At 74.3% G+C, this 19603-nt stretch carries 18 protein-coding genes; 11 read left to right on the forward strand and 7 right to left on the reverse strand.

Annotation, left to right across the window (positions count from 1 at the left end; all coding sequences use genetic code 11):
- The first annotated feature begins 42 nt into the window (after positions 1–42).
- From ABZ493_RS14855 to ABZ493_RS14870, 4 genes are all read left to right on the forward strand, one after another.
- A complete protein-coding gene (locus ABZ493_RS14855) occupies positions 43–2409 on the forward strand; it encodes a bifunctional (p)ppGpp synthetase/guanosine-3',5'-bis(diphosphate) 3'-pyrophosphohydrolase (RefSeq protein WP_430582912.1) in 2367 nt (788 codons plus the stop codon).
- 57 nt (positions 2410–2466) lie between these two features.
- A complete protein-coding gene (locus ABZ493_RS14860; protein WP_430582913.1) occupies positions 2467–2667 on the forward strand; it encodes a hypothetical protein in 201 nt (66 codons plus the stop codon).
- A 78-nt stretch (positions 2668–2745) separates the two neighbouring features.
- On the forward strand, positions 2746–3900 hold the full coding sequence (locus ABZ493_RS14865) for an ATP-dependent DNA ligase (RefSeq protein WP_430582914.1): 1155 nt from the start codon (positions 2746–2748) through the stop codon (positions 3898–3900).
- 55 nt (positions 3901–3955) lie between these two features.
- Positions 3956–4522 carry a dihydrofolate reductase family protein gene (locus ABZ493_RS14870; protein WP_430582915.1) on the forward strand — a complete coding sequence of 189 codons (567 nt, stop codon included), beginning with the start codon at positions 3956–3958 and terminating at the stop codon, positions 4520–4522.
- A gap of 24 nt (positions 4523–4546) precedes the next feature.
- On the opposite strand, the gene ligD is transcribed toward ABZ493_RS14870, so the two are convergent.
- From ligD to ABZ493_RS14890, 4 genes are all read right to left on the reverse strand, one after another.
- The gene (gene ligD / locus ABZ493_RS14875) at positions 4547–5632 is read right to left on the reverse strand and encodes a non-homologous end-joining DNA ligase (protein WP_430582916.1); all 1086 of its coding nucleotides are present in this window, start codon (positions 5630–5632) and stop codon (positions 4547–4549) included.
- Positions 5633–5642: 10 nt separating this feature from the next.
- Positions 5643–6329 carry a hypothetical protein gene (locus ABZ493_RS14880; protein WP_430582917.1) on the reverse strand — a complete coding sequence of 229 codons (687 nt, stop codon included), beginning with the start codon at positions 6327–6329 and terminating at the stop codon, positions 5643–5645.
- Between the two features lie 76 nt (positions 6330–6405).
- Entirely contained in the window at positions 6406–8202 is a 1797-nt protein-coding gene (locus ABZ493_RS14885) for a DUF349 domain-containing protein (protein ID WP_430582918.1), read from the reverse strand.
- Positions 8199–8984, reverse strand: a complete 786-nt coding sequence (locus ABZ493_RS14890; RefSeq protein ID WP_430582919.1) for a peptidylprolyl isomerase — start codon at positions 8982–8984, stop codon at positions 8199–8201. Before ABZ493_RS14890 ends, ABZ493_RS14885 begins: the two co-directional genes overlap by 4 nt.
- A 136-nt stretch (positions 8985–9120) precedes the next feature.
- On the opposite strand from ABZ493_RS14890, the gene ABZ493_RS14895 reads away from it, so the two are divergent.
- Both ABZ493_RS14895 and hisS read left to right on the forward strand, forming a co-directional pair.
- On the forward strand, positions 9121–9870 hold the full coding sequence (locus ABZ493_RS14895) for an MBL fold metallo-hydrolase (protein ID WP_430582920.1): 750 nt from the start codon (positions 9121–9123) through the stop codon (positions 9868–9870).
- Between the two features lie 75 nt (positions 9871–9945).
- Positions 9946–11346 (forward strand): histidine--tRNA ligase, encoded by a 1401-nt coding sequence (gene hisS / locus ABZ493_RS14900; protein ID WP_430582921.1) that lies wholly within the window; start codon positions 9946–9948, stop codon positions 11344–11346.
- Between the two features lie 3 nt (positions 11347–11349).
- Here the strand turns inward: hisS and ABZ493_RS14905 are convergent, their stop codons facing one another.
- The gene (locus ABZ493_RS14905; RefSeq protein ID WP_430582922.1) at positions 11350–11733 is read right to left on the reverse strand and encodes a VOC family protein; all 384 of its coding nucleotides are present in this window, start codon (positions 11731–11733) and stop codon (positions 11350–11352) included.
- 191 nt (positions 11734–11924) lie between these two features.
- Here ABZ493_RS14905 and ABZ493_RS14910 point away from each other — a divergent pair, with 191 nt between their 5' ends.
- Genes ABZ493_RS14910 through ABZ493_RS14920 form a run of 3 tightly spaced genes read left to right on the forward strand, consistent with a single transcriptional unit; the run spans position 11925 to position 15890 of the window.
- Positions 11925–12539, forward strand: a complete 615-nt coding sequence (locus ABZ493_RS14910; protein WP_430582923.1) for a hypothetical protein — start codon at positions 11925–11927, stop codon at positions 12537–12539.
- Positions 12540–12587: 48 nt separating this feature from the next.
- Positions 12588–13658 carry a hypothetical protein gene (locus ABZ493_RS14915; protein WP_430582924.1) on the forward strand — a complete coding sequence of 357 codons (1071 nt, stop codon included), beginning with the start codon at positions 12588–12590 and terminating at the stop codon, positions 13656–13658.
- 54 nt (positions 13659–13712) lie between these two features.
- A complete protein-coding gene (locus ABZ493_RS14920) occupies positions 13713–15890 on the forward strand; it encodes an intein-containing Rv2578c family radical SAM protein (protein WP_430582925.1) in 2178 nt (725 codons plus the stop codon).
- Between the two features lie 28 nt (positions 15891–15918).
- Here ABZ493_RS14920 and ABZ493_RS14925 read toward each other — a convergent pair whose 3' ends face one another.
- Both ABZ493_RS14925 and ABZ493_RS14930 read right to left on the reverse strand, forming a co-directional pair.
- Positions 15919–16278 carry a DoxX family protein gene (locus ABZ493_RS14925; protein WP_430582926.1) on the reverse strand — a complete coding sequence of 120 codons (360 nt, stop codon included), beginning with the start codon at positions 16276–16278 and terminating at the stop codon, positions 15919–15921.
- A 64-nt stretch (positions 16279–16342) separates the two neighbouring features.
- Positions 16343–16816 (reverse strand): PPOX class F420-dependent oxidoreductase, encoded by a 474-nt coding sequence (locus tag ABZ493_RS14930; protein ID WP_430582927.1) that lies wholly within the window; start codon positions 16814–16816, stop codon positions 16343–16345.
- Between the two features lie 117 nt (positions 16817–16933).
- On the opposite strand from ABZ493_RS14930, the gene aspS reads away from it, so the two are divergent.
- Positions 16934–18706: an aspartate--tRNA ligase gene (aspS, locus tag ABZ493_RS14935; RefSeq protein ID WP_430582928.1), complete on the forward strand. Its 1773-nt coding sequence runs from the start codon at positions 16934–16936 to the stop codon at positions 18704–18706.
- On the forward strand, positions 18703–19554 hold the full coding sequence (locus tag ABZ493_RS14940; RefSeq protein ID WP_430582929.1) for a GNAT family N-acetyltransferase: 852 nt from the start codon (positions 18703–18705) through the stop codon (positions 19552–19554). The genes aspS and ABZ493_RS14940 overlap by 4 nt, the downstream gene beginning before the upstream one ends.
- The last annotated feature ends 49 nt before the right edge of the window (positions 19555–19603 follow it).

A 19603-nucleotide genomic window follows, 5' to 3' on the forward strand; every position in this document is an offset into this window, starting at 1 on the left:
CGACCGTCGGCGACCCCACGGTGGTTGCGGAAGGAGGCGCAGATGAGCGACGAGACGAAGGTCGCGCGCGCCGCCGCCGCGCCCCAGGGATCGACCGGTCAGGGGTCGACGCCGGGCCGCGGCTCGGGGTCCGGGCGGAGCGTGCGCAACCGGCTCGTGCGCCTCGGGGTTCGGGGCGCCCCGCCCACGACGCCCGCGCTGGAGCCGGTGCTCCAGGCCGTGCGCACCAACCACCCGAAGTCCGACCTGTCGGTCCTCGAGCGTGCCTACGCGACGGCCGAGCGGTGCCACCGGGGCCAGGAGCGCAAGTCCGGTGACCCGTACATCACGCACCCCGTCGCCGTGGCGACCATCCTGGCCGAGCTCGGGTTCGACGGCGCGACCCTGGCGGCCGCGCTGCTGCACGACACGGTCGAGGACACCGACTACGGGCTCGACGAGCTGACGCGCGAGTACGGCGAGGAGATCGCCATGCTCGTCGACGGCGTCACCAAGCTGGACAAGGTGAAGTACGGCGACGCCGCCCAGGCGGAGACCGTGCGCAAGATGGTCGTGGCGATGGCCAAGGACATCCGCGTGCTGGTCATCAAGCTCGCGGACCGCCTGCACAACGCCCGCACCTGGAAGTACGTCTCGGGCACGTCGGCGCAGCGCAAGGCGCGCGAGACGCTCGAGATCTACGCCCCGCTGGCACACCGGCTGGGCATGAACACGATCAAGTGGGAGCTGGAGGACCTGTCCTTCCAGACCCTGTACCCCAAGGTGTACGACGAGATCGTGCACCTGGTGGCGGAGCGCGCGCCCGCCCGCGAGGAATACCTGTCCGTGGTGCGCGAGCAGATCTCCGCCGACCTGCGCAGCGCCAAGATCAAGGCGACGGTCACGGGCCGGCCCAAGCACTACTACTCGATCTACCAGAAGATGATCGTGCGCGGGCACGACTTCGCGGAGATCTACGACCTGGTCGGCACGCGCGTCCTCGTGGACACGGTGCGGGACTGCTACGCGGTGCTCGGCGCGCTCCACGCGCGCTGGAACCCGGTCCCGGGCCGGTTCAAGGACTACATCGCGATGCCGAAGTTCAACATGTACCAGTCGCTGCACACGACGGTCGTGGGCCCGGGCGGCAAGCCGGTCGAGATCCAGATCCGCACGCACGACATGCACCGCCGTGCGGAGTACGGCGTCGCGGCGCACTGGAAGTACAAGCAGATGGCGCCCGCCGGCAAGGCGACGTCGGACGACCCGCGCGCCAACGACATGGCGTGGCTGCGCCAGCTCGTGGACTGGCAGCGCGAGACCGCCGACCCGAGCGAGTTCCTCGATTCCCTGCGCTACGAGATCGGCGGCGCGGAGGTGTACGTCTTCACGCCGAAGGGCGAGGTGATGGCGCTGCCCGCCGACGCGACGCCCGTCGACTTCGCGTACTCGGTGCACACCGAGGTGGGTCACCGCACCATGGGCGCGCGGGTCAACGGGCGCCTCGTGCCGCTCGACTCGACGCTGCAGAACGGCGACACGGTCGACATCCTCACGTCGAAGGCGGAGTCCGCCGGGCCCTCCCGCGACTGGCTCGCCTTCGTGAAGTCGGCGCGCGCCCGCAACAAGATCCGCCAGTGGTTCACCAAGGAGCGGCGCGAGGAGGCGATCGAGCAGGGCAAGGACGCCATCACCAAGGCGATGCGCAAGCAGAACCTGCCCATCCAGCGCCTGCTCAGCCACGAGGCGCTGGTGGGCCTGGCCAGCGACATGCGGTACGCGGACGTGTCCGCCCTGTACGCGGCCGTGGGCGAGGGGCACGCCTCCGCGCCGCACGTCGTGGACATGCTGGTCAAGTCGCTGGGCGGCGAGGAGGGCACCGAGGAGGACGCCGCGGAGGCCGCGGCCCCCGGCCGCCCGTCGCGCCGCGGCCGCACCGGCGACCCCGGCGTCGTCGTCAAGGGCGTGGACGACATCTGGGTGAAGCTCGCCAAGTGCTGCACCCCGGTGCCCGGCGACTCGATCGTCGGCTTCGTGACCCGCGGCGCGGGCGTCAGCGTGCACCGCGCGGACTGCGCTAACGCCGAGCAGCTGGCCAAGGCGCAGCCCGAGCGCATGGTGGACGTGTCCTGGACCACGGGCGCCAACACGATGTTCCTGGTGCAGATCCAGGTCGAGGCGCTCGACCGGTCCCGGCTGCTGTCCGACGTCACGAAGGTGCTGTCGGACTACCACGTCAACATCCTGTCGGCGTCGGTCTCGACGTCGTCCGACCGGATCGCCCTGTCGAAGTTCGTCTTCGAGATGGCGGAGCCCGGCCACCTGCAGCAAGTGCTCACCGCGGTGCGCAAGGTGGACGGCGTCTTCGACGTCTACCGCATCACCGGGACGAGGGCCGCCGACGTGCACCAGGAGTCGGCGGGAGTCTGAGCGACTCCAGCAGCCCCCGGCGCGGCGCGCCTCGGCCGCCTGCGTGACGTCCAGCCCGTGGGCGGCGAACAGCTCGCGCGCCGCGGCGACGATCCGGTCGCGGTCGTGGCGGGCGTCGGCTCGCCCCGCGCCCGCCGCTTCGTCACCCGGTTCAACGCCGGCGTGCTCGCCTGGCGCAGCTCGCCCCGCTGGGGCGGAGCGACGGCGCCGAGCGCCAAGGGCACGCGGTGGCGCACCGGGACGACGCCGGCAGGGTGACCGTCCGGGTGCGGCTCGAGGCCGCCAGGCTCCGGCGAGCGGAGGTGCCGGGCCACCTCTCGGAGTAGGTTCGCCAGCATGACGCTGCCGCTCGAACCACCGGTGCTGCCCATGCTGGCGAAGTCCGTGCCGGAGGTCCCGGACCAGCCGGCGGGCGACGAGGTCTGGGTCTACGAGCCGAAGTGGGACGGTTTCCGCGCCCTGGTGTTCCGCGACGGCGACGACGTGCGGATCGACTCCCGCAACGGGCGGCCGATGCAGCGCTACTTCCCCGACGTGGTGGAGGCGGCGCGCGACGCGCTGCCCGAGCGCTGCGTCGTCGACGGCGAGATCGTGGTCGCGCGCCCCGGGGCGGGTGCGGACGGGTCGGCGCACCTGGACTTCGACGCACTGGGCCAGCGGATCCACCCGGCGGACTCCCGCGTGCGGCTCCTGGCCTCGGAGACGCCCGCGAGCCTCGTCGTCTTCGACGTCCTCGCCCACGGCGACGACGACCTGTCCGGCCGCCCGCTGCGCGAGCGGCTCGCCGTGCTCGACGGGCTCGGCCTCGACGGCCCGCGGGTGCACGCCACGCCCCGCACGCAGGACGCCGCCGTCGCGCGCGACTGGTTCGAGGCCTTCGAGGGTGCGGGGCTCGACGGGGTCGTCGCCAAGCGGCTCGACGACCCGTACCAGCCGAACAAGCGCGCGCTGCTGAAGGTCAAGCACGCCCGGACGGCCGACGTCGTCCTCGCGGGCTACCGGTTGCACAAGACGTCGACGCCCCAGAAGCCGCTCATCGGCTCGCTCCTGCTCGGGCTGTACGCGGACGGCGACGACCCCGCCAGCCTCCAGTTCGTCGGGGTCTCGGCCTCGTTCCCGGCCGCCAGGCGTGCGGCCCTGCACGCCGAGCTCGCACCGCTCGTCGTGGAGCCGGGCACCGAGGACGCCGCCGCGCACCCGTGGGCGGACTGGCAGGACCCGGCGGTCGCGGACGGCAGCGCGGGGGAGCGGCGCCCGGGCGCGCAGTCGCGCTGGAGCGCCGGCAAGGACCTGTCCTTCACGCCGCTGCGCGTCGAGCGGGTGCTGGAGGTCGGGTACGACCACATGGAGGGGTCCCGGTTCCGGCACACCGCGCAGTTCAAGCGCTGGCGGCCCGACCGTGAGCCGTCGTCGTGCACGTACGCCCAGCTCGAGGAGCCGGTCGGGTACGACCTGGCCACCCTGCTGCCGGGGGCGCCGGGCACCGCCTGAGCACCCGCCCGGCCGGTCGCCGATGAGTCGCGACCCCGCGGGAGGTCTGGGGACCATGGGAACACTGAGATACGGACTGATGAGCTGCTCGCTCGACGGCTACGTGGCCGACGCGGCGGGGGACTTCGACTGGGGCGCCCCGGACGACGCCGTCCACGCGTTCATCAACGACCAGGTCCGCGACGTCTCGACCTTCGTCGTGGGCCGCCGCATGTTCGAGACGATGCGCGTCTGGGACACGTGGGAGCTGGGGCAGAGCGCCGCCACGGACGCGTTCGCCGAGATCTGGACGGGGATCGACAAGATCGTCTGCTCCGACGGCCTCGTCGCCCAGCAGGGGACGGTCGACGCGCCCCGCACCACGCTCGAGGCGCGGCTCACCCCCGAGCGCCTGGCCGAGATCGCGGCGGGGACCGACGGCGTCGTGGAGGTCTCCGGGCCGACGACCGCCGCGGGTGCGCTCCTGGCCGGGGTGGTCGACGAGCTCACGGTGCGCGTGGTGCCGCACGTCGCCGGTGGCGGCCTGCGGCTGCTCCCCGACGGCTGGCAGGCCGAGCTCACGCGGGCCGAGTGCGTGCCGCTCGGCGACGGGTCGGTCTTCCTGCGCTACACCCGTCCCTGAGCGCCCACGACGGTCGGACGGCGGTCAGCGCTTGCGGTCGGTGTCCCTGCTGGGCTGCACGCGCTTGGGCTCGCCGGGCATCTTGGGATACTCCGGCGGGTACGGCAGGTCGCCGAGGCCGTGCTCCTCCTCGTCGCGGCGCGCGAGCTCGAGCGCCGCGTCGAGGGAGCAGTCCAGCCCCGGGTCGCGGTCGGCGCGCAGGGCGGCGAACAGGTCGCCGCGCTCGGCGAACCGGGCGGGCGCGGTCGTGACGTCGAAGTCGTCGGGGTGCACCTCGCCGACCTCGTCCCACTCCAGCGGGGTGGAGACCGTGGCGCGCCTGTTGGCCCGGACGGAGTACGCGGAGGCGATGGTGCGGTCCCGGGCCATCTGGTTGTAGTCGACGAAGATCTTCTCGCCCCGCTCCTCCTTCCACCACTTCGTCGTGACCTGGTCGGGGAGGCGACGCTCCAGCTCGCGGCCGACGGCGATCGTGGCGCGGCGGGCCTGCTGGAACGACCAGCGGGGCGCGAGGGGCACGAAGACGTGCAGGCCCCGCCCGCCCGACGTCTTCGGGTAGCCGGTGAGCCCGAGCTCCGTGAGCAGCTCGCGCAGGTGCGGTGCGACGGCCGCCGCGTCGTCGAACGACGTGCCGGGCTGCGGGTCGAGGTCGATGCGCAGCTGGTCGACCGCCTCGACGTCGTCACGGCGCACCGGCCAGGGATGGAACGTCAGCGTGCCGAGGTTCGCGGCCCACGCCACGACCGCGAGCTCGGTCGGCGCCACCTCGTCGGCGGTGCGCCCGCTCGGGAACGCGATGGTCGCGGTCTCGACCCAGTCGGGGGCTCCCTTGGGCAGGCGCTTCTGGTAGAACGCGTCGCCGCGGTTGTCGGCGCGCGTCGCCATGACCGCGTCGGGCCACCATCCCTTCGGCCAGCGCTCGAGCGTCGTGGGCCGGTGGAGCAGCGCCCCCAGGATCCCGTCGCCCACCGACAGGAAGTACTCGACGATCTCGCGCTTCGTGAGGCCCGGGCGGTCGGGCAGCTCGGGGAAGACGACGCGGTCGGGGCTGGAGACGCGCACGGCGCGGCCAGCGGCGTCGAGCTCGACGGCGGGTGCGGCGGAGGCCATGCGGCTCAACCTAGGGCAGGGCGGCGGGCGCCGCACGGAGGGCGGCGGCCCGGGCCAGCACGTCGCGGGCCCGTGGCCGCCCGACGACCCGGGCCCGGCGCTCCAGCAGCACGGCCGCGTCGTCGAGGGCCAGGCCGCAGGCGTCCGCGAGGTCGCGGGCGATGACGGCCGCGTCCTCGTCGCCCGGGACGTGCAGCGCGACGTCGACGACCGTCCGCAGCGGCGCGGTGACGCGCACCCCCGCCAGGTCGACGGTGTCGCCGCGCAGCAGCCGCGCCTGCCACACGAGTCCCGTGCCCCAGAGCGCGGGCCGGTGGCCGCCGGCCGCGTAGGCGACGTCGAGGTGCGCGGCGGACCGGCGGCCCGCCAGCGGGCCGGCGTGCACCCACGCCGCGGTGCGCCCTGCGGCCACGGCGCCCGCGGGCAGGGACCCGCTGAGGAGCGCGGCCCGCAGCACCGGGGTCACGGGGTCGCCGGCGACCACGGCCGCGTCGCCCCGCACCACCTCGAGGGCGCCGTCGCGCACGAGGACGTCCCACGCCGCGCGCCCGCCGACGTCCGCCGGGCGGACCAGGGGGCCGGGCCTCCGGCCGGGCGGCGCGAGCAGGTCGCCGAGCCGGCACGGCGAGGCAGGGCCGTGCCGAGGGGCGCCCACGGACGGGGCGGGCGGCGAGGGCAGGACGGCGAAGGGGCTCACGAGCCGGAAACTATCCGGTCGCGAGCCCCTTCGGGGTACCGCCTGTGGATCGTCGCGCGGGCGACGGCCCGGAGGGTCAGCCCCGGGTGTCCTCCGCGGCACGGACGACCTGCTCGAGCCACGCCCGCCGCGCGGCGAGCGCCGTCTCGGCCTCCTCGACACGACGCGCGTCGCCCGACTCGCGCGCCTTCGCGAGGTCGTTCTCGAGCCCTTCGATGGCCGCCTCGAGCTGGGCCGCCGCTCCCTCGGCCCGCGCGCGGGTCTCCGGGTTGGTGCGGTCCCAGCGGGCCTGCTCGGCGCCCCGGACCGCCGTCTCGACGGCGCGCATCCGTGCCTCGACGCGCTGGATGTCGGCGCGTGGCACCTTGCCGGCCTCCTCCCAGCGATCCTGGAGGTCGCGCAACTTCTCCTTCGCCGCCGCGAGGTCCTTGACCGGCAGGAGGGCCTCCGCCTCGACGAGCAGCGCCTCCTTGACCTCGAGGTTCTTCCCGTACTCGGCGTCGATCGCCGCGTTCTCCGCGTCACGCGCCCCGAAGAACGCGTCCTGCGCCGCCCGGAACCGGGCCCAGAGCGCGTCGTCGTCCTTGCGGCTGGCCCGCCCCGCGGCCTTCCACTGCGTCATGAGGTCGCGGTAGGCGGCGGCGGTCGCCCCCCAGTCGGTGCTGGTCTGCAGGGACTCCGCCTCGGCGACCAGCTGCTCCTTGGCCGCCTTGGCGGTCGAGTTGCGCTGCTCGAGGTCGGCGAAGAAGTGCCGACGCTCGCGGTCGAACGCGGTGCGCGCGTGGCTGAACCGCTTCCAGAGCGCCTCCTCGGAGGGGCGGTCGATGCGCGGCCCGTTGCGCTGCGCCTCCTTCCACCGGTCCAGGAGCCCCCGCAGCTCCTCGCCCGCCGGGCGCCACTGCATCTTGCCGGGGTCGGTGGCGGCGATCTTCTCTGCCGCCTCGACGATGGCGGTGCGGGCGGCCACGGCCTCGGCCTTGGCGGCCGCACGCTCCTGCTCGAGCGCGGCGCGGCGCTCCGCCGCGCGTGCCTTGAGCCCCTCCACGCGGGCCCGCAGGGCGTCCAGGTCGCCGACGGCGGCGGGCTCGCCCGTCTCCTCCGCGAGCTTCGCGAGGGTCTGGTCGATCTCCCGTACCGACAGGTCGGCGCTGTCGAGCCGCGTCTCGAACAGCGCCACCTTGGCATCGAGGTCGAGGTAGCGGCGCACGTACAGGCTCATGGCCTCCGACGCGGAGACACCGGGGAACTGGCCGACCTGCCGCTCACCGGCGGCCTCCCGCACGTACACCGTGCCGTCGTCGTCCACGCGGCCGAACGCCTCCGCCGCGGCCGTCGCGGCGGCGTCCAGGGCCGGGGGGACGACCGGCGCCGCGGGCGTGGTGGGCTCGGCCGGAGGCACGTCCGCGGGCGTGGGCGCGCCGGGGCGGCGCAGCGCCGTCGGCTTGGGCGCGCCCGGGCGGGGCGGCTTCGGCAGGGCCGAGGGCTTCGGCGGCGCCGGCGCGGCGGGCGCGGCGGGCGCGGCGGACCCAGGCTCCGTCGCCGGCTGCGAAGCGTCGACCGCGGGAGCCTCGGCGGTCTCGGCCGAGGTCTCGGCCGTGGGCGCCGCGTCCGCGGTGGGCTCGTCGGTCTCGGGTGCCGCCGCGGACTCCGGCTCCGGCTCCGACTCCGGCGCGGCCTGGGCGGCCTCGGTGGCCTCGGTTGCCTCGGCCGCGGGAGCCGCGTCCGCGGCGTCGCCGGCGGCGGGCTGCGGGGCTGCCTCGGGAGTCGGCGGGGTCGCCTCGTCCGGGGTCGTCTGCGATGGAGTCTCGGCCGTCTCCTCGGTGCCGGCCGGGGTCTCCTCGGGGCCGGTCGAGCCGGGGGTGCTCTCGCTCACTGGGTCTCCACTCCTTCGATGATGACGGGGCTCGCGGGGGAGCCGTCGCCGGCCCCTCCGTCGACACCCGCGTCAGCGACTGCCTGGACGGCGTCCAGGCCGGACGTGACGGTGCCGAACACCGTGTACCCGCCCGCGGTGTCGGACGGGATGGTCGAATCCTGGTACACGACGAAGAACTGCGAGCCCATCGACTCGCCGTTGTCGCCCTGCCGGGCCATCGCCAGGGTCCCGGCGGGGTACACGTCGTCCTCCGGGGCGTTCTCGATCGGGCCGTACGAGTAGCCGGGGTCACCGGTCCCGGTGCCCGTCGGGTCGCCGCACTGCAGCACGTAGATGCCCTGGGTGGTGAGGCGGTGGCAGGCGGTGCCGTCGAAGTAGCCCTGGTCCGCGAGCGACACGAAGCTCGCGACGGCCTGCGGGGCGGCGGCGCCGTCGAGCTCCATGACGAGCTGCGACTCCGTGCCGCCCGCGCACAGGTCGACGGTCGCCGTCCACGTGCGGTCCTCGGCCGCCGAGGGATCGGGCAGCTCTCCGCCGGAGCGGGCCCCGTACTCCGCCGCGGGGCAGTCGCCCGCGGCCTGCGGCGTCGTCGGGTCTGCGGGGTTCGCGGCGCCGCCGAGGTTCGCGACGACGAACCCGCCGCCCACCAGCGCGAGGATGGCCACGATCGCCACGATCGCGAACGTCCGCTGCCGCCGGGCGCGCGCCTGCGCCTGCCGCTGCTCCCACTTCTCCTGCCGCTTGCGGGCGTACTCCCGCTCGCGCTTGGTGGCGGCCACCGCGCGGTCCTCCTCGCCTGGTCCCGGTCGCGCGCGGGAACTCCCGCGCGCGGGGGACAGTCTAGAGGCCGGGACGCAGGTCACATCCGCAGAGGCCGCCGCCCCGACGGCGCGAGGCGCCCGCTAGCGTGGCGCCGTGCAGATCCTCCTCGTCGTCGCGCCCGTCTTCGCCACCAACTGCTGCGTCGTCGTCGCCGGTCCCACCGGCCGGGACGCCGACTGCGTGATCGTGGACGCGGGGGCGGGCGTCGCCCCCGACGTCGAGCGGCTGGTCGCCGAGCGGGGCCTGGTCCCGCGCGCCGTCGTCGCCACCCACGGGCACGTGGACCACACCTGGGACGCCGCGGCGCTCTGCGACCGGTACGACGTGCCCCTGCGGATCCATCCCGCGGACGCGTACCGGCTCGCGGACCCCTTCGGCACCCTCGGGCTCACCACGCCAGCGGGCGGCGCCGGCCACGCCGTGAGCGGCGCCCTGGCGGAGGCGCTCGCAGGCACGGGGCGGCGGCCCGAGGACTACCGCGCACCCGCCGTCGTCGAGACCCTCGACCTCGGTCCGGACGGCGCGGGCGAGCTCCTCGCGGGCGCGGTCCGGCTGCGCACGCTGCACGCACCGGGCCACACGGAGGGCTCCACGCTCCTCCTGGCCCGGGACGACGACGGCGCCGGCGAGGCGGGCGTGGTCCTCGCGGGCGACGTGCTGTTCGCGGGCGGGGTCGGTCGCACCGACCTGCCGGGTGGCGACGCCGCGACCATGGCGCGCCCGCTGCGCGACGTGGTGGGCGGGCTCGACCCCGACCTCGGCGTCGTGCCCGGGCACGGCGCGACCACGACGGTGGGCCGTGAGCTCGCCACCAACCCCTTCCTGCACCCGCACCTGCGCTGATCCCGCCCGGGGGGCCGTCCCACCAGCGGTGGGACGAGGTCCGCGACGCCCACGACGTCTGGGAAGATGGGGCCCATGGCACGCCCCACCCCGCTCTCCGGCTTCCCCGAATGGCTCCCCGACGGTCGCGTCGTCGAGCAGCACGTCCTCGACACGCTGCGGCGCACGTTCGAGCTGCACGGGTTCGCCGGCATCGAGACGCGGGCCGTGGAGCCGCTCGACCAGCTGCTGCGCAAGGGTGAGACCTCCAAGGAGGTCTACGTGCTGCGCAGGCTCCAGGAGGAGCCGGGCGCGGAGGACGCCGGGGACCGGTCGGAGAAGCAGCTCGGCCTGCACTTCGACCTCACAGTGCCGTTCGCGCGCTACGTGCTGGAGAACGCCGGCCGGCTCGCGTTCCCCTTCAAGCGCTACCAGATCCAGAAGGTATGGCGCGGCGAGCGCCCCCAGGACGGCCGCTTCCGCGAGTTCGTCCAGGCGGACATCGACGTCGTCGGCGCGGGCGAGCTGCCCTACCACTACGAGGTCGAGCTCCCGCTGGTCATGGCCGAGGCGCTCGGCGCCCTGCGCGACGTCGGGGTGCCCGAGGTCCGCATCCTCGTGAACAACCGCAAGGTCGCCGAGGGCTTCTACCGCGGCCTGGGCCTGGACGACGTCGAGGGCGTGCTGCGCCAGGTCGACAAGCTGGACAAGATCGGTCCGGACGCCGTCGCGGACCTGCTGCAGGCGGAGCAGGGTGCCACGCCCGAGCAGGCCAAGGCCTGCCTCGAGCTCGCCGCGATCTCCGGGACCGACACGACGGTGGTGGACCGGGTCCGCGCGCTCGCGGCGTCCTACGACGCGGTCACGGAGCTGCTCGAGACGGGCCTGGGCGAGCTCGCCGCGCTGATCGAGGCGGCCGCGCGCCGCGCCCCCGGCGTCGTCGTGGCCGACCTGAAGATCGCGCGCGGCCTCGACTACTACACCGGCTCGGTCTACGAGACGGTGCTGGTGGGCCACGAGCAGCTCGGCTCGATCTGCTCGGGCGGGCGCTACGACACCCTCGCCTCGGACGGGAAGAACACGTACCCGGGCGTCGGCCTCTCGATCGGGGTCTCCCGCCTCGTCTCGCGGCTGCTCTCCGCGGGGCTCGTGACCGCGACGCGCGGCGTGCCCACGGCCGTGCTCGTCGCCGTCACGGACGAGGCGCACCGGGACCGGTCCGACGCCGTCGCGGCGGCGCTGCGCGCCCGGGGCGTCCCGGCCGACGTCGCGCCGACGGCGGCGAAGTTCGGCAAGCAGATCAAGGTCGCCGACCGACGGGGCATCCCCTTCGTGTGGTTCCCGGCGCAGCCGGGCGAGGACGGCGCGGCCCCCGACGTCCTGGCGGGTCAGGTGAAGGACATCCGCTCGGGCGAGCAGGTGGACGCCGACGCCGCGACGTGGGCGCCGCCGGCCCAGGACCTGTTCCCGCGCGTCGTGCCGGCCGCCGCGGAGTGATCCTCAGGCCTCGATGAGCGCGACGACGTTGCGCGCGGGGTCACGGAACCACCCGATGGTCGGGCCTTGGCGCGGGTCGTCGCTGCGCACCACGCCGTCGGCGTCCTGCGCGAACCCGGGGTAGCGCACGAGGTCGACGCCGGCGGCGTGCAGGTCCGCCGCCGCGACGGCGACGTCCGGCACGACGAGGTTGAGCACGGTGTGGCTCGCCGGCTCGTGGGCCTCGCCCTTCGGGTAGACGAAGACGGCGGTCCCGCCGGGGACGTCCAGCTCGAGCCCCATGGGCGTGCGCCGCACGCGCAGCCCCACGACGTCCCGGTAGAACGACTCCGCGGGGTCGAGGTCGTCGACGGAGAAGCTGCTGAAGGCACGCTGGACGGTGATCACGGGGACTCCTCGGGTCGGGACGGGGCCGGCGGCGAACCGGCCCTGAAGGGTGGACCCCGCCGGCGGGCGGAACTGATCGGGGACACCCCGCGGGGGTTGTCCCCCGGGCACCCTGAGGCGTCCCTGAGATTCACCCTGATCTCCCCGCTGACCTGGCCGGACGGGGTCCGGGGGACGGTACGGTGACCGCCGTGAGCATCTACGTGGTCCTGTCCCGCAGCAGCACCGTCCTGTCGCGGACGATCCGCCTCGCGACGCGGGACGAGTACACGCACGCGGCCCTGGCACTCGACGCCGACCTCGAGCTCATGTTCAGCTTCGGTCGCCGCCGCCCGTCCAACCCGTTCGTCGGCTGCTTCAAGCGCGAGCGCCTCGACGACGAGCTCTACCGGGGGATGGAGCGCCTGCCGGGCGTCGTCATCGAGGTCCCCGTCACGCCTCGGCAGCGCGACGCCGTGGGCGCGCGGGTCGCCGAGTTCCTCCTCGACAGCCACACCTACGCCTACAACGCGCCCGGTCTCGTGACCGGCCTGCTCGGCCGTGGGTCGGAGGACGACCGGCGGTTCTTCTGCTCCGAGTTCGTCTACCACGTGCTGCGCGACGCGGGGGTGTGCGACCTGGGCGTCCCGCGCTGGAAGGTGCGACCGCAGACGCTGCTCGACGTGCCGGGTACGGTCGTCTACCGCGGCGACCTCAAGCGCTACCGTGCGGCGGACCTCGACACCGCGCCGATCCCGGCGCTCACGCTCCAGGGCGCGGGCGGGCTGTTCGCGACGTCGCGGGCCGGGGTGTCGTTGGCGCTCTGACGGGCGCCCCTTCCAGTGCGTGCCCAGCCACGCGTGCGACGGTGGGGCATGCCGAGACGAGTCTTCCTGCACGTGGGCGCGCCGAAGTCCGGTACGACCTACCTGCAGTCGCGCCTGCACGCGAACCGCCGGGAGCTGCGGCGGCACGGTCTGCTCTACCCCAGCGGCCCGCTGGGCGAGCCGCGGCTGCACTACTGGGCCGCGCTCGACGTCACGGGGGCGCGCCACGGCGTCGACCCGCGGCGCCTGGACGGGGCGTGGGAGCGCCTGGTGCGCCAGGTGCGCCGAGCGCGGGGCGACGTCGTCGTCAGCCACGAGCTGCTGGCGAGGGCACAGCCGGACCAGGCGGCCCGGGTGCTCGCGGACCTGGCCGCGACCGGCGCCGAGGTCCACGTGGTGCTCACCCTGCGCGACCTCGGGCGCGGGCTCGCGAGCGGCTGGCAGGAGACGCTGAAGTTCGGCGCGAGGACGACGCTGCGCACGTATCTCGACCGCGCCCGGGCAGGCCGGTCGGTGTTCCTGGGCTCCTTGGACCCGACCCGTGTGCTGAGCGTGTGGGCCGCGGACCTCCCGGCGTCGCGCATCCATGTCGTGACGGCGCCGCCCGCGGGCGGCGCCAGGGACGCGCTCTGGCTCCGGTTCCTGGACGCGATCGACGTCGACCCCGCGTGGGCGCCGCGGGACGCCGAGCGGGTGAACGCCTCGGTCGGCATCCCGGAGGCCCAGGTGCTGCGCGGTCTCAACCGTCGGCTCGGGGACGGCGTCCAGCGGGGAGGTGCTCTCTCGCCGATCGTCGACGGCATCGTCGCCGGCGACGCGCTCGCGCCCCGGCGGTCACCGTCGATCGCCGTAGGGCCGGAGGACCACCCGTGGGTGGCCGACCTCAGCGCGACGTGGGTCGCCTGGCTCCGCGACCACGACGTGACCGTGCACGGCGACCTGCACGACCTGCTGCCCGTCCCGCCGGGCGACGACTGGGTCGACCCCGACAAGCCCCGGCAGCGCGACGTGACCGCGGCCGCGCTGGACACGGTCGAGGTGCTGGTCGCCGAGGTCGCCGCGCGCCGGCTGCCGCTACGGGAACGGGCCCGCCGGGCGTTCGCGCGGCTCCGCCGCTGACAGCGGTGCGCGGAGGGGCTGGACAGAGGGTCGAACGCATGTTCGAATGTCCGGGTGAGATGGGAAGGCCAGACGGTCGGCGCGGACGACGGCGCCCTGCCCGGGCTCGAACGGTCCGCCCTGGGACGGCTCGGCCTCGTGCGCACGGTGCGGACGCCGGAGTTCGCCGACGTCACGTTCCACGAGGTGCTCGCGAAGAGCGCGCTGTCCAAGGTGCCCGCGGCGTCGAAGATGCCGTTCGGGTGGACGGTCAACCCGTACCGGGGATGCAGTCATGCGTGCCGCTACTGCACCAGCCCGGAGACCCTGGTGCTCATGGCCGACGGGCGGCAGAAGCCGATTCGCGACATCCGGGTGGGGGAGCAGATCGTCGGCACGGTCGTGGACGGCAGATATCGGAAGTACGAGGCGACGACCGTCCTGGCCTGGTGGCGGACCATCCGTCGGGCGTACCGCGTGACCCTGGCCGACGGGACGGAGATCGTGGCCAGCGGTGACCACCGGTTCCTGGTCAGCGGGCGCGGTTGGAAGCACGTAGCGCGGCAGGGGCGTGGTGATCCGCAGCGACCGTTCCTGACGTCGAACAACACGCTGATGGGGTTCGGCAACGGGAGAGCAACGGTCGAGGCGACGCCGGGTGCGGAATCGAAGGAGTACCGGCGTGGGTACCTCACGGGCATGATCCGCGGTGACGGCATGCGCCTCGACAAGACGTACACGAGGGCTTCCGGGCAGCCGATGCGCGTCACCCATTTCCGTCTGGCGTTGGCCGACGCGGAAGCGCTGGAACGCTCGGCCGACTACCTCACCCAGGAAGGCGTCGAGCTCAAACGCCGCCCCTTCAGCGCCGCGTCCGCGTCGCGCCGGGCGATCGACTGCATCTACACCGGTCGACGGGTGGACTACGAGGCGATCAACCGGTTGGTGGCCTGGCCCGCCGATCCGACCGAAGAGTGGTCGACGGGGTTCCTGGCGGGCATCTTCGACGCGGAAGGCTCGTGCTCGCGCGGCGTCCTCCGCGTCTCGAACACGGACGACGAGATCCTCTCCAGGACGAGCGCGTCCATGGATCGGCTGGGTGTGCCGAACGTCCGAGAGCGCTCCAACCCTCGCGGCGTCGGGGCCGTGCGGGTCGTGGGTGGGCTTCACTCCCGGCAACGCTTCTTCCGTCTCGTGCGCCCGGCGATCACCCGGAAGCTCTCCGTGCTCGGTGGGGCCGTCAAGACAGCCGCCGACCTGCGCGTCGTGAGCGTCGAGGACCTGGGTTTCGAGCAGGAGATGATCGACATCACCACCGGCACCGGTGACTTCATCGCGAACGGGGTCGTCTCGCACAACTGCTTCGCCCGCCCCACGCACGAGTACCTCGACCTGGATGCGGGCCGCGACTTCGACTCCCAGGTCGTGGTGAAGTCGAACGTGGCCGAGGTGCTGCGCGCCGAGCTGGCCCGGCCGTCGTGGAGCCGGGAACCGGTGGCGATGGGCACCAACACCGACCCGTACCAGCGGGCCGAGGGGCGCTACCGGCTCATGCCCGGGATCATCGGGGCGCTCGCGGACTCCGGCACGCCCTTCTCGATCCTCACGAAGGGCACCCTGCTGCGCCGCGACCTGCCGCTGATCGCGGAGGCGGCCGAGCGCGTGAAGGTGGGGGTCGGCGTCTCGCTCGCCTTCGCCGACTCACCGGGCGACGAGGAGCTGCAGCAGTCGGTCGAGCCGGGCACACCGACACCCCGCGCCCGGCTCGACCTGATCCGCGCGGTACGGGCCGCAGGCCTGCCCTGCGGGGTCATGGTGGCGCCGGTGCTGCCGTGGCTCACCGACTCCCGCGACCACCTGCGCCGGCTGCTCGACGCGGTCGCCGACGCCGGGGCCACGGGGGTCACGGTCGTGCCGCTGCACCTCAAGCCGGGCACCCGCGAGTGGTACCTGCAGTGGCTCGAGCGCGAGCACCCGCGCGCCGTCGCCGGGTACGGGCGCGTGTACGCCCGCGGCACCTACGCGCTCGAGGCCTACCGGCAGTGGCTCTGGGACCGCGTCGAGCCGCTCCTCGCCGAGCGCGGCTTCCGGTCGTCGGGGCACCGCTCGCGCTCGGGGGCGACGGGGCGGTTCCCGGACGAGCTGCAGCCGCACGGCGAGGGTGACTACCCCGCGGGCGCCCTGGCAGGCATGCCGCGCGACGGCGGCGGGCTCGAGGTCGCCGGCGCGGGGATCGAGCAGGTGCTCTTCTGAGCCCGCGACCCCCGGGGGCGCCGCGGGCTCAGCGCAGGAACGAGAACCACAGCACGAAGACGCACAGCAGGAACATGCCCGTGGCGTTGACGAAGAAGTTGCGGCCGAAGTCCCGCGCCCGCACGTGGAACGTCAGGGCGAGCACGAAGTACACGACCAGGCAGGCCGACGTCACGAGCCCGAGACAGGGCACCCAGATCCCCGCGACCAGGCCGGCCGCCGCGGCCGCCTTGATCCACGGCATCACCCACCACCAGCGCTCCGGGAAGTTCACGTCGCGGAAGCACTGCGCGATGAAGGCCACCGGCCGCACGCACAGCAGCGCGTCGCCCGCGGAGACGAACGCGAGCAGGAGCACGGGCCACACGGGATCGGGCAACGTCGCCATGGGTCGACGCTAAGGCCATCCGGGTGCGCGGGGACCGCGATGTGGGCAGCCTCTCAGCGGAGGTTCACGCACCCTCGACCAACCGGGCGGGGAAGCCGCCGGTCGCGACCGGCCCCCAGCGCTCGACCGTGATCCGCACGACGCTCTTGCCCTGGCGCAGCATCGCCTCCCGGTACTCGTCCCAGTCCGGGTGCTCCTTGCCGGCGGCAGCCCGGTAGTACTCGACGAGCGGCTCCACCGAGTCGGGCACGTCGATCACCTCGGCCGTGCCGTCCACCTGCACCCAGGCGTCGTCGAAGTCGTCGCCGAGGGCCAGGAACGACACCCGCGGGTCCCGCCGCAGGTTCACGGCCTTCGCGCGGTCCGGGTACGTCGAGACCACCACCCGGCCGGCCGCGTCCACGCCGAACGTCACCGGGCTCAGCTGCGGGGAGCCGTCCCGGCGGGTGGTGACGAGCACGCCGTGCCGACGCTCCCGCAGCACCTCCAGCAGCCCGTCGCGGTCGACGGCGGTCGTGGTGGCGATCCGTGGTGCCATGGGAATCTCCTCGCAGAAGGGGGCCGGCCAACGACTAGACTCGCACGGGCGCGCCAGCGCGCCCGGACGTCGCCACCGGCGACGCGGTCCCCCCACCCCGTTCGAAAGGAACACTCCGTGCTCCGCACCCACACGGCCGGCTCACTGCGGGCCGAGCACATCGGTCAGACCGTCACCCTCACGGGGTGGGTCGATCGGCGCCGGGATCACGGGGGAGTGGCCTTCATCGACCTGCGCGACGCGTCCGGCATCGCCCAGGTCGTCATCCGCGACGAGGCGGTGGCGCACCCGCTCCGTGCCGAGTTCGTCCTCCAGGTCACCGGCGAGGTCGGGCGTCGCCCCGAGGGCAACGCCAACCCGAACCTCGCCACGGGCGAGATCGAGCTCGTGGCGAAGGACGTCGTCGTGCTCAACGAGTCGGCGCCCCTGCCGTTCCAGGTGTCGACGGCGCTCGCGGACACCGAGGTGATCGGCGAGGAGGCGCGCCTCAAGCACCGCTACCTCGACATCCGCCGCCCCGCGCCGGCGCACGCCCTGCGCCTGCGCGCCAAGGCGAACCAGGCAGCCCGTCGCGTGCTCGACGCCCACGACTTCGTCGAGGTCGAGACGCCCACGCTGACGCGCTCGACGCCGGAGGGCGCGCGCGACTTCCTGGTCCCGGCGCGTCTGGCGCCCGGCTCCTGGTACGCGCTGCCGCAGAGCCCCCAGCTGTTCAAGCAGCTGCTCATGGTCGGCGGCCTGGAGCGGTACTACCAGATCGCCCGCTGCTACCGCGACGAGGACTTCCGCGCCGACCGCCAGCCCGAGTTCACCCAGCTGGACGTCGAGCTGAGCTTCGTCGACCAGGACGACGTCATCGCGCTGGCCGAGCAGGTCCTCGTCGCGCTGTGGAAGCTCGTCGACGTCGAGATCCCGACGCCGATCGCCCGCATGACGTACGCCGAGGCCATGCGGCTGTACGGCACGGACAAGCCCGACCTGCGCTTCGGCAACCCGCTCGTGGAGCTCACGGACTACTTCGCCGAGACCCCGTTCCGCGTCTTCCAGGCCGAGTACGTGGGCGCCGTCGTCATGACCGGGGGCGCGTCGCAGCCGCGCCGCCAGTTCGACGCCTGGCAGGAGTGGGCCAAGCAGCGCGGCGCCAAGGGCCTCGCCTACGTCACCTACGGCGAGGACGGCACGCTGGGCGGCCCGGTCGCCAAGAACCTGTCCGACGCCGAGCGCGAGGGCCTCGCCGCGGCCACCGGCGCCCAGCCGGGCGACGCCGTGTTCTTCGCGGCCGGCAAGACCGCGGAGGCGCGCGCTCTCCTGGGCGCCGCCCGCCTCGAGATCGCGCACCGCACCGGCCAGGTCGACGAGGACGCCTGGGCGTTCGTGTGGGTCGTGGACGCGCCGCTGTTCAAGCCCACGGGCGAGGACGACGACGTGGACCTGGGCCACTCGGCCTGGACCGCTGTGCACCACGCGTTCACGTCGCCCAAGCCGGAGTGGATCGACAGCTTCGAGTCCGACCCGGGCAACGCGCTGGCGTACGCGTACGACATCGTCTGCAACGGCAACGAGATCGGCGGCGGCTCGATCCGTATCCACCGTCGGGACGTGCAGGAGCGGGTGTTCGACGTCATGGGCATCGGCCCGGCCGAGGCGCAGGAGAAGTTCGGCTTCCTCCTCGACGCGTTCAAGTTCGGCGCGCCGCCGCACGGCGGGATCGCGTTCGGCTGGGACCGCATCGTCGCCCTGCTGACGAAGTCGGCGTCGATCCGCGACGTCATCGCGTTCCCCAAGTCGGGCGGCGGCTACGACCCGCTCACCGAGGCTCCGGCGCCGATCACGCCGGAGCAGCGCAAGGAGGCCGGGGTGGACGCCGTCCCCCAGGCCGACGAGGAGTGACGCTCTCCCTCGACGCGTCGTCGCTCGCCCCGGTCACCCAGGTGGCCGGGGCGAGCGTGCCTCCCCGCTGGGCGCACCATCCCGTGGTGGTCGCCGAGGCCGCCCACGGCGGGTGGGACGCCAGCCACGTCTGGCACGACGACGACGCCTTCCTCGTGCGGCTGCGCTGGCGCGAGCGGATCGACGGTGGACGCCCGCTGGCCGTCGACCACGACGCGACCGGGGTCAGCCTGCTGGCGGTGGGCGGCCCCGAGGGCGCGGCACGCCTGCTCCTTGCCGCGGAGGCGGAGCTTCGCCCCGGCGGCCTGGGGCCGGTCGTGCGGGCGTCGATGCCGCGCGGCACCTACGCCGCGGTGTCGGCGGCGGGCGCGCGCGACGGTGTCCCCGCGCCGTTCGACCACGCGCCGTTCGACGCCTGGGACTGGTACGCCGTCACCGAGCCGCCCGCCGCCGTCCCGGGCGAGGAGCGGGTCGTCGAGCTGCTGGGCGACGCCGGACGTGCCGAGGCGGCCGCCTGCCTCGCGGTCGCGAACCCGGACGGCGAGCTGCCCGTGGGCGAGCCACGGTCCCGATGGTGGGGCTGGCGGGACGACGACGGCGTGGTGCGCGCCGTGGCGGGCGCGTCGCGCCGCGTGCCGGGGCGGCCGTGGACCCTGGGCTCGATCGGGACCGAGCCGGCGTGGCGGGGCCGGGGGATCGGGGCCGCCGTGACGGCTTCGGCGACCCGTGCGGGGGTCGCCGAGGCGTCGATGGTCACTCTCGGCGTATACGCCCACAACGTCGCCGCCCGCAGCGTGTACCGGCGGCTGGGCTACGTCCTGGGTCAGGAGTTCGAGAGCTCGCGGTGACACCGCGGCCGGGTGGGCGTCTTCGAGGACCTCTACGGCCGGCCCTGGG

Origin of the sequence: Isoptericola sp. NPDC019482 (genome assembly GCF_040632295.1) — a bacterium.
GTDB lineage: Bacteria > Actinomycetota > Actinomycetes > Actinomycetales > Cellulomonadaceae > Isoptericola.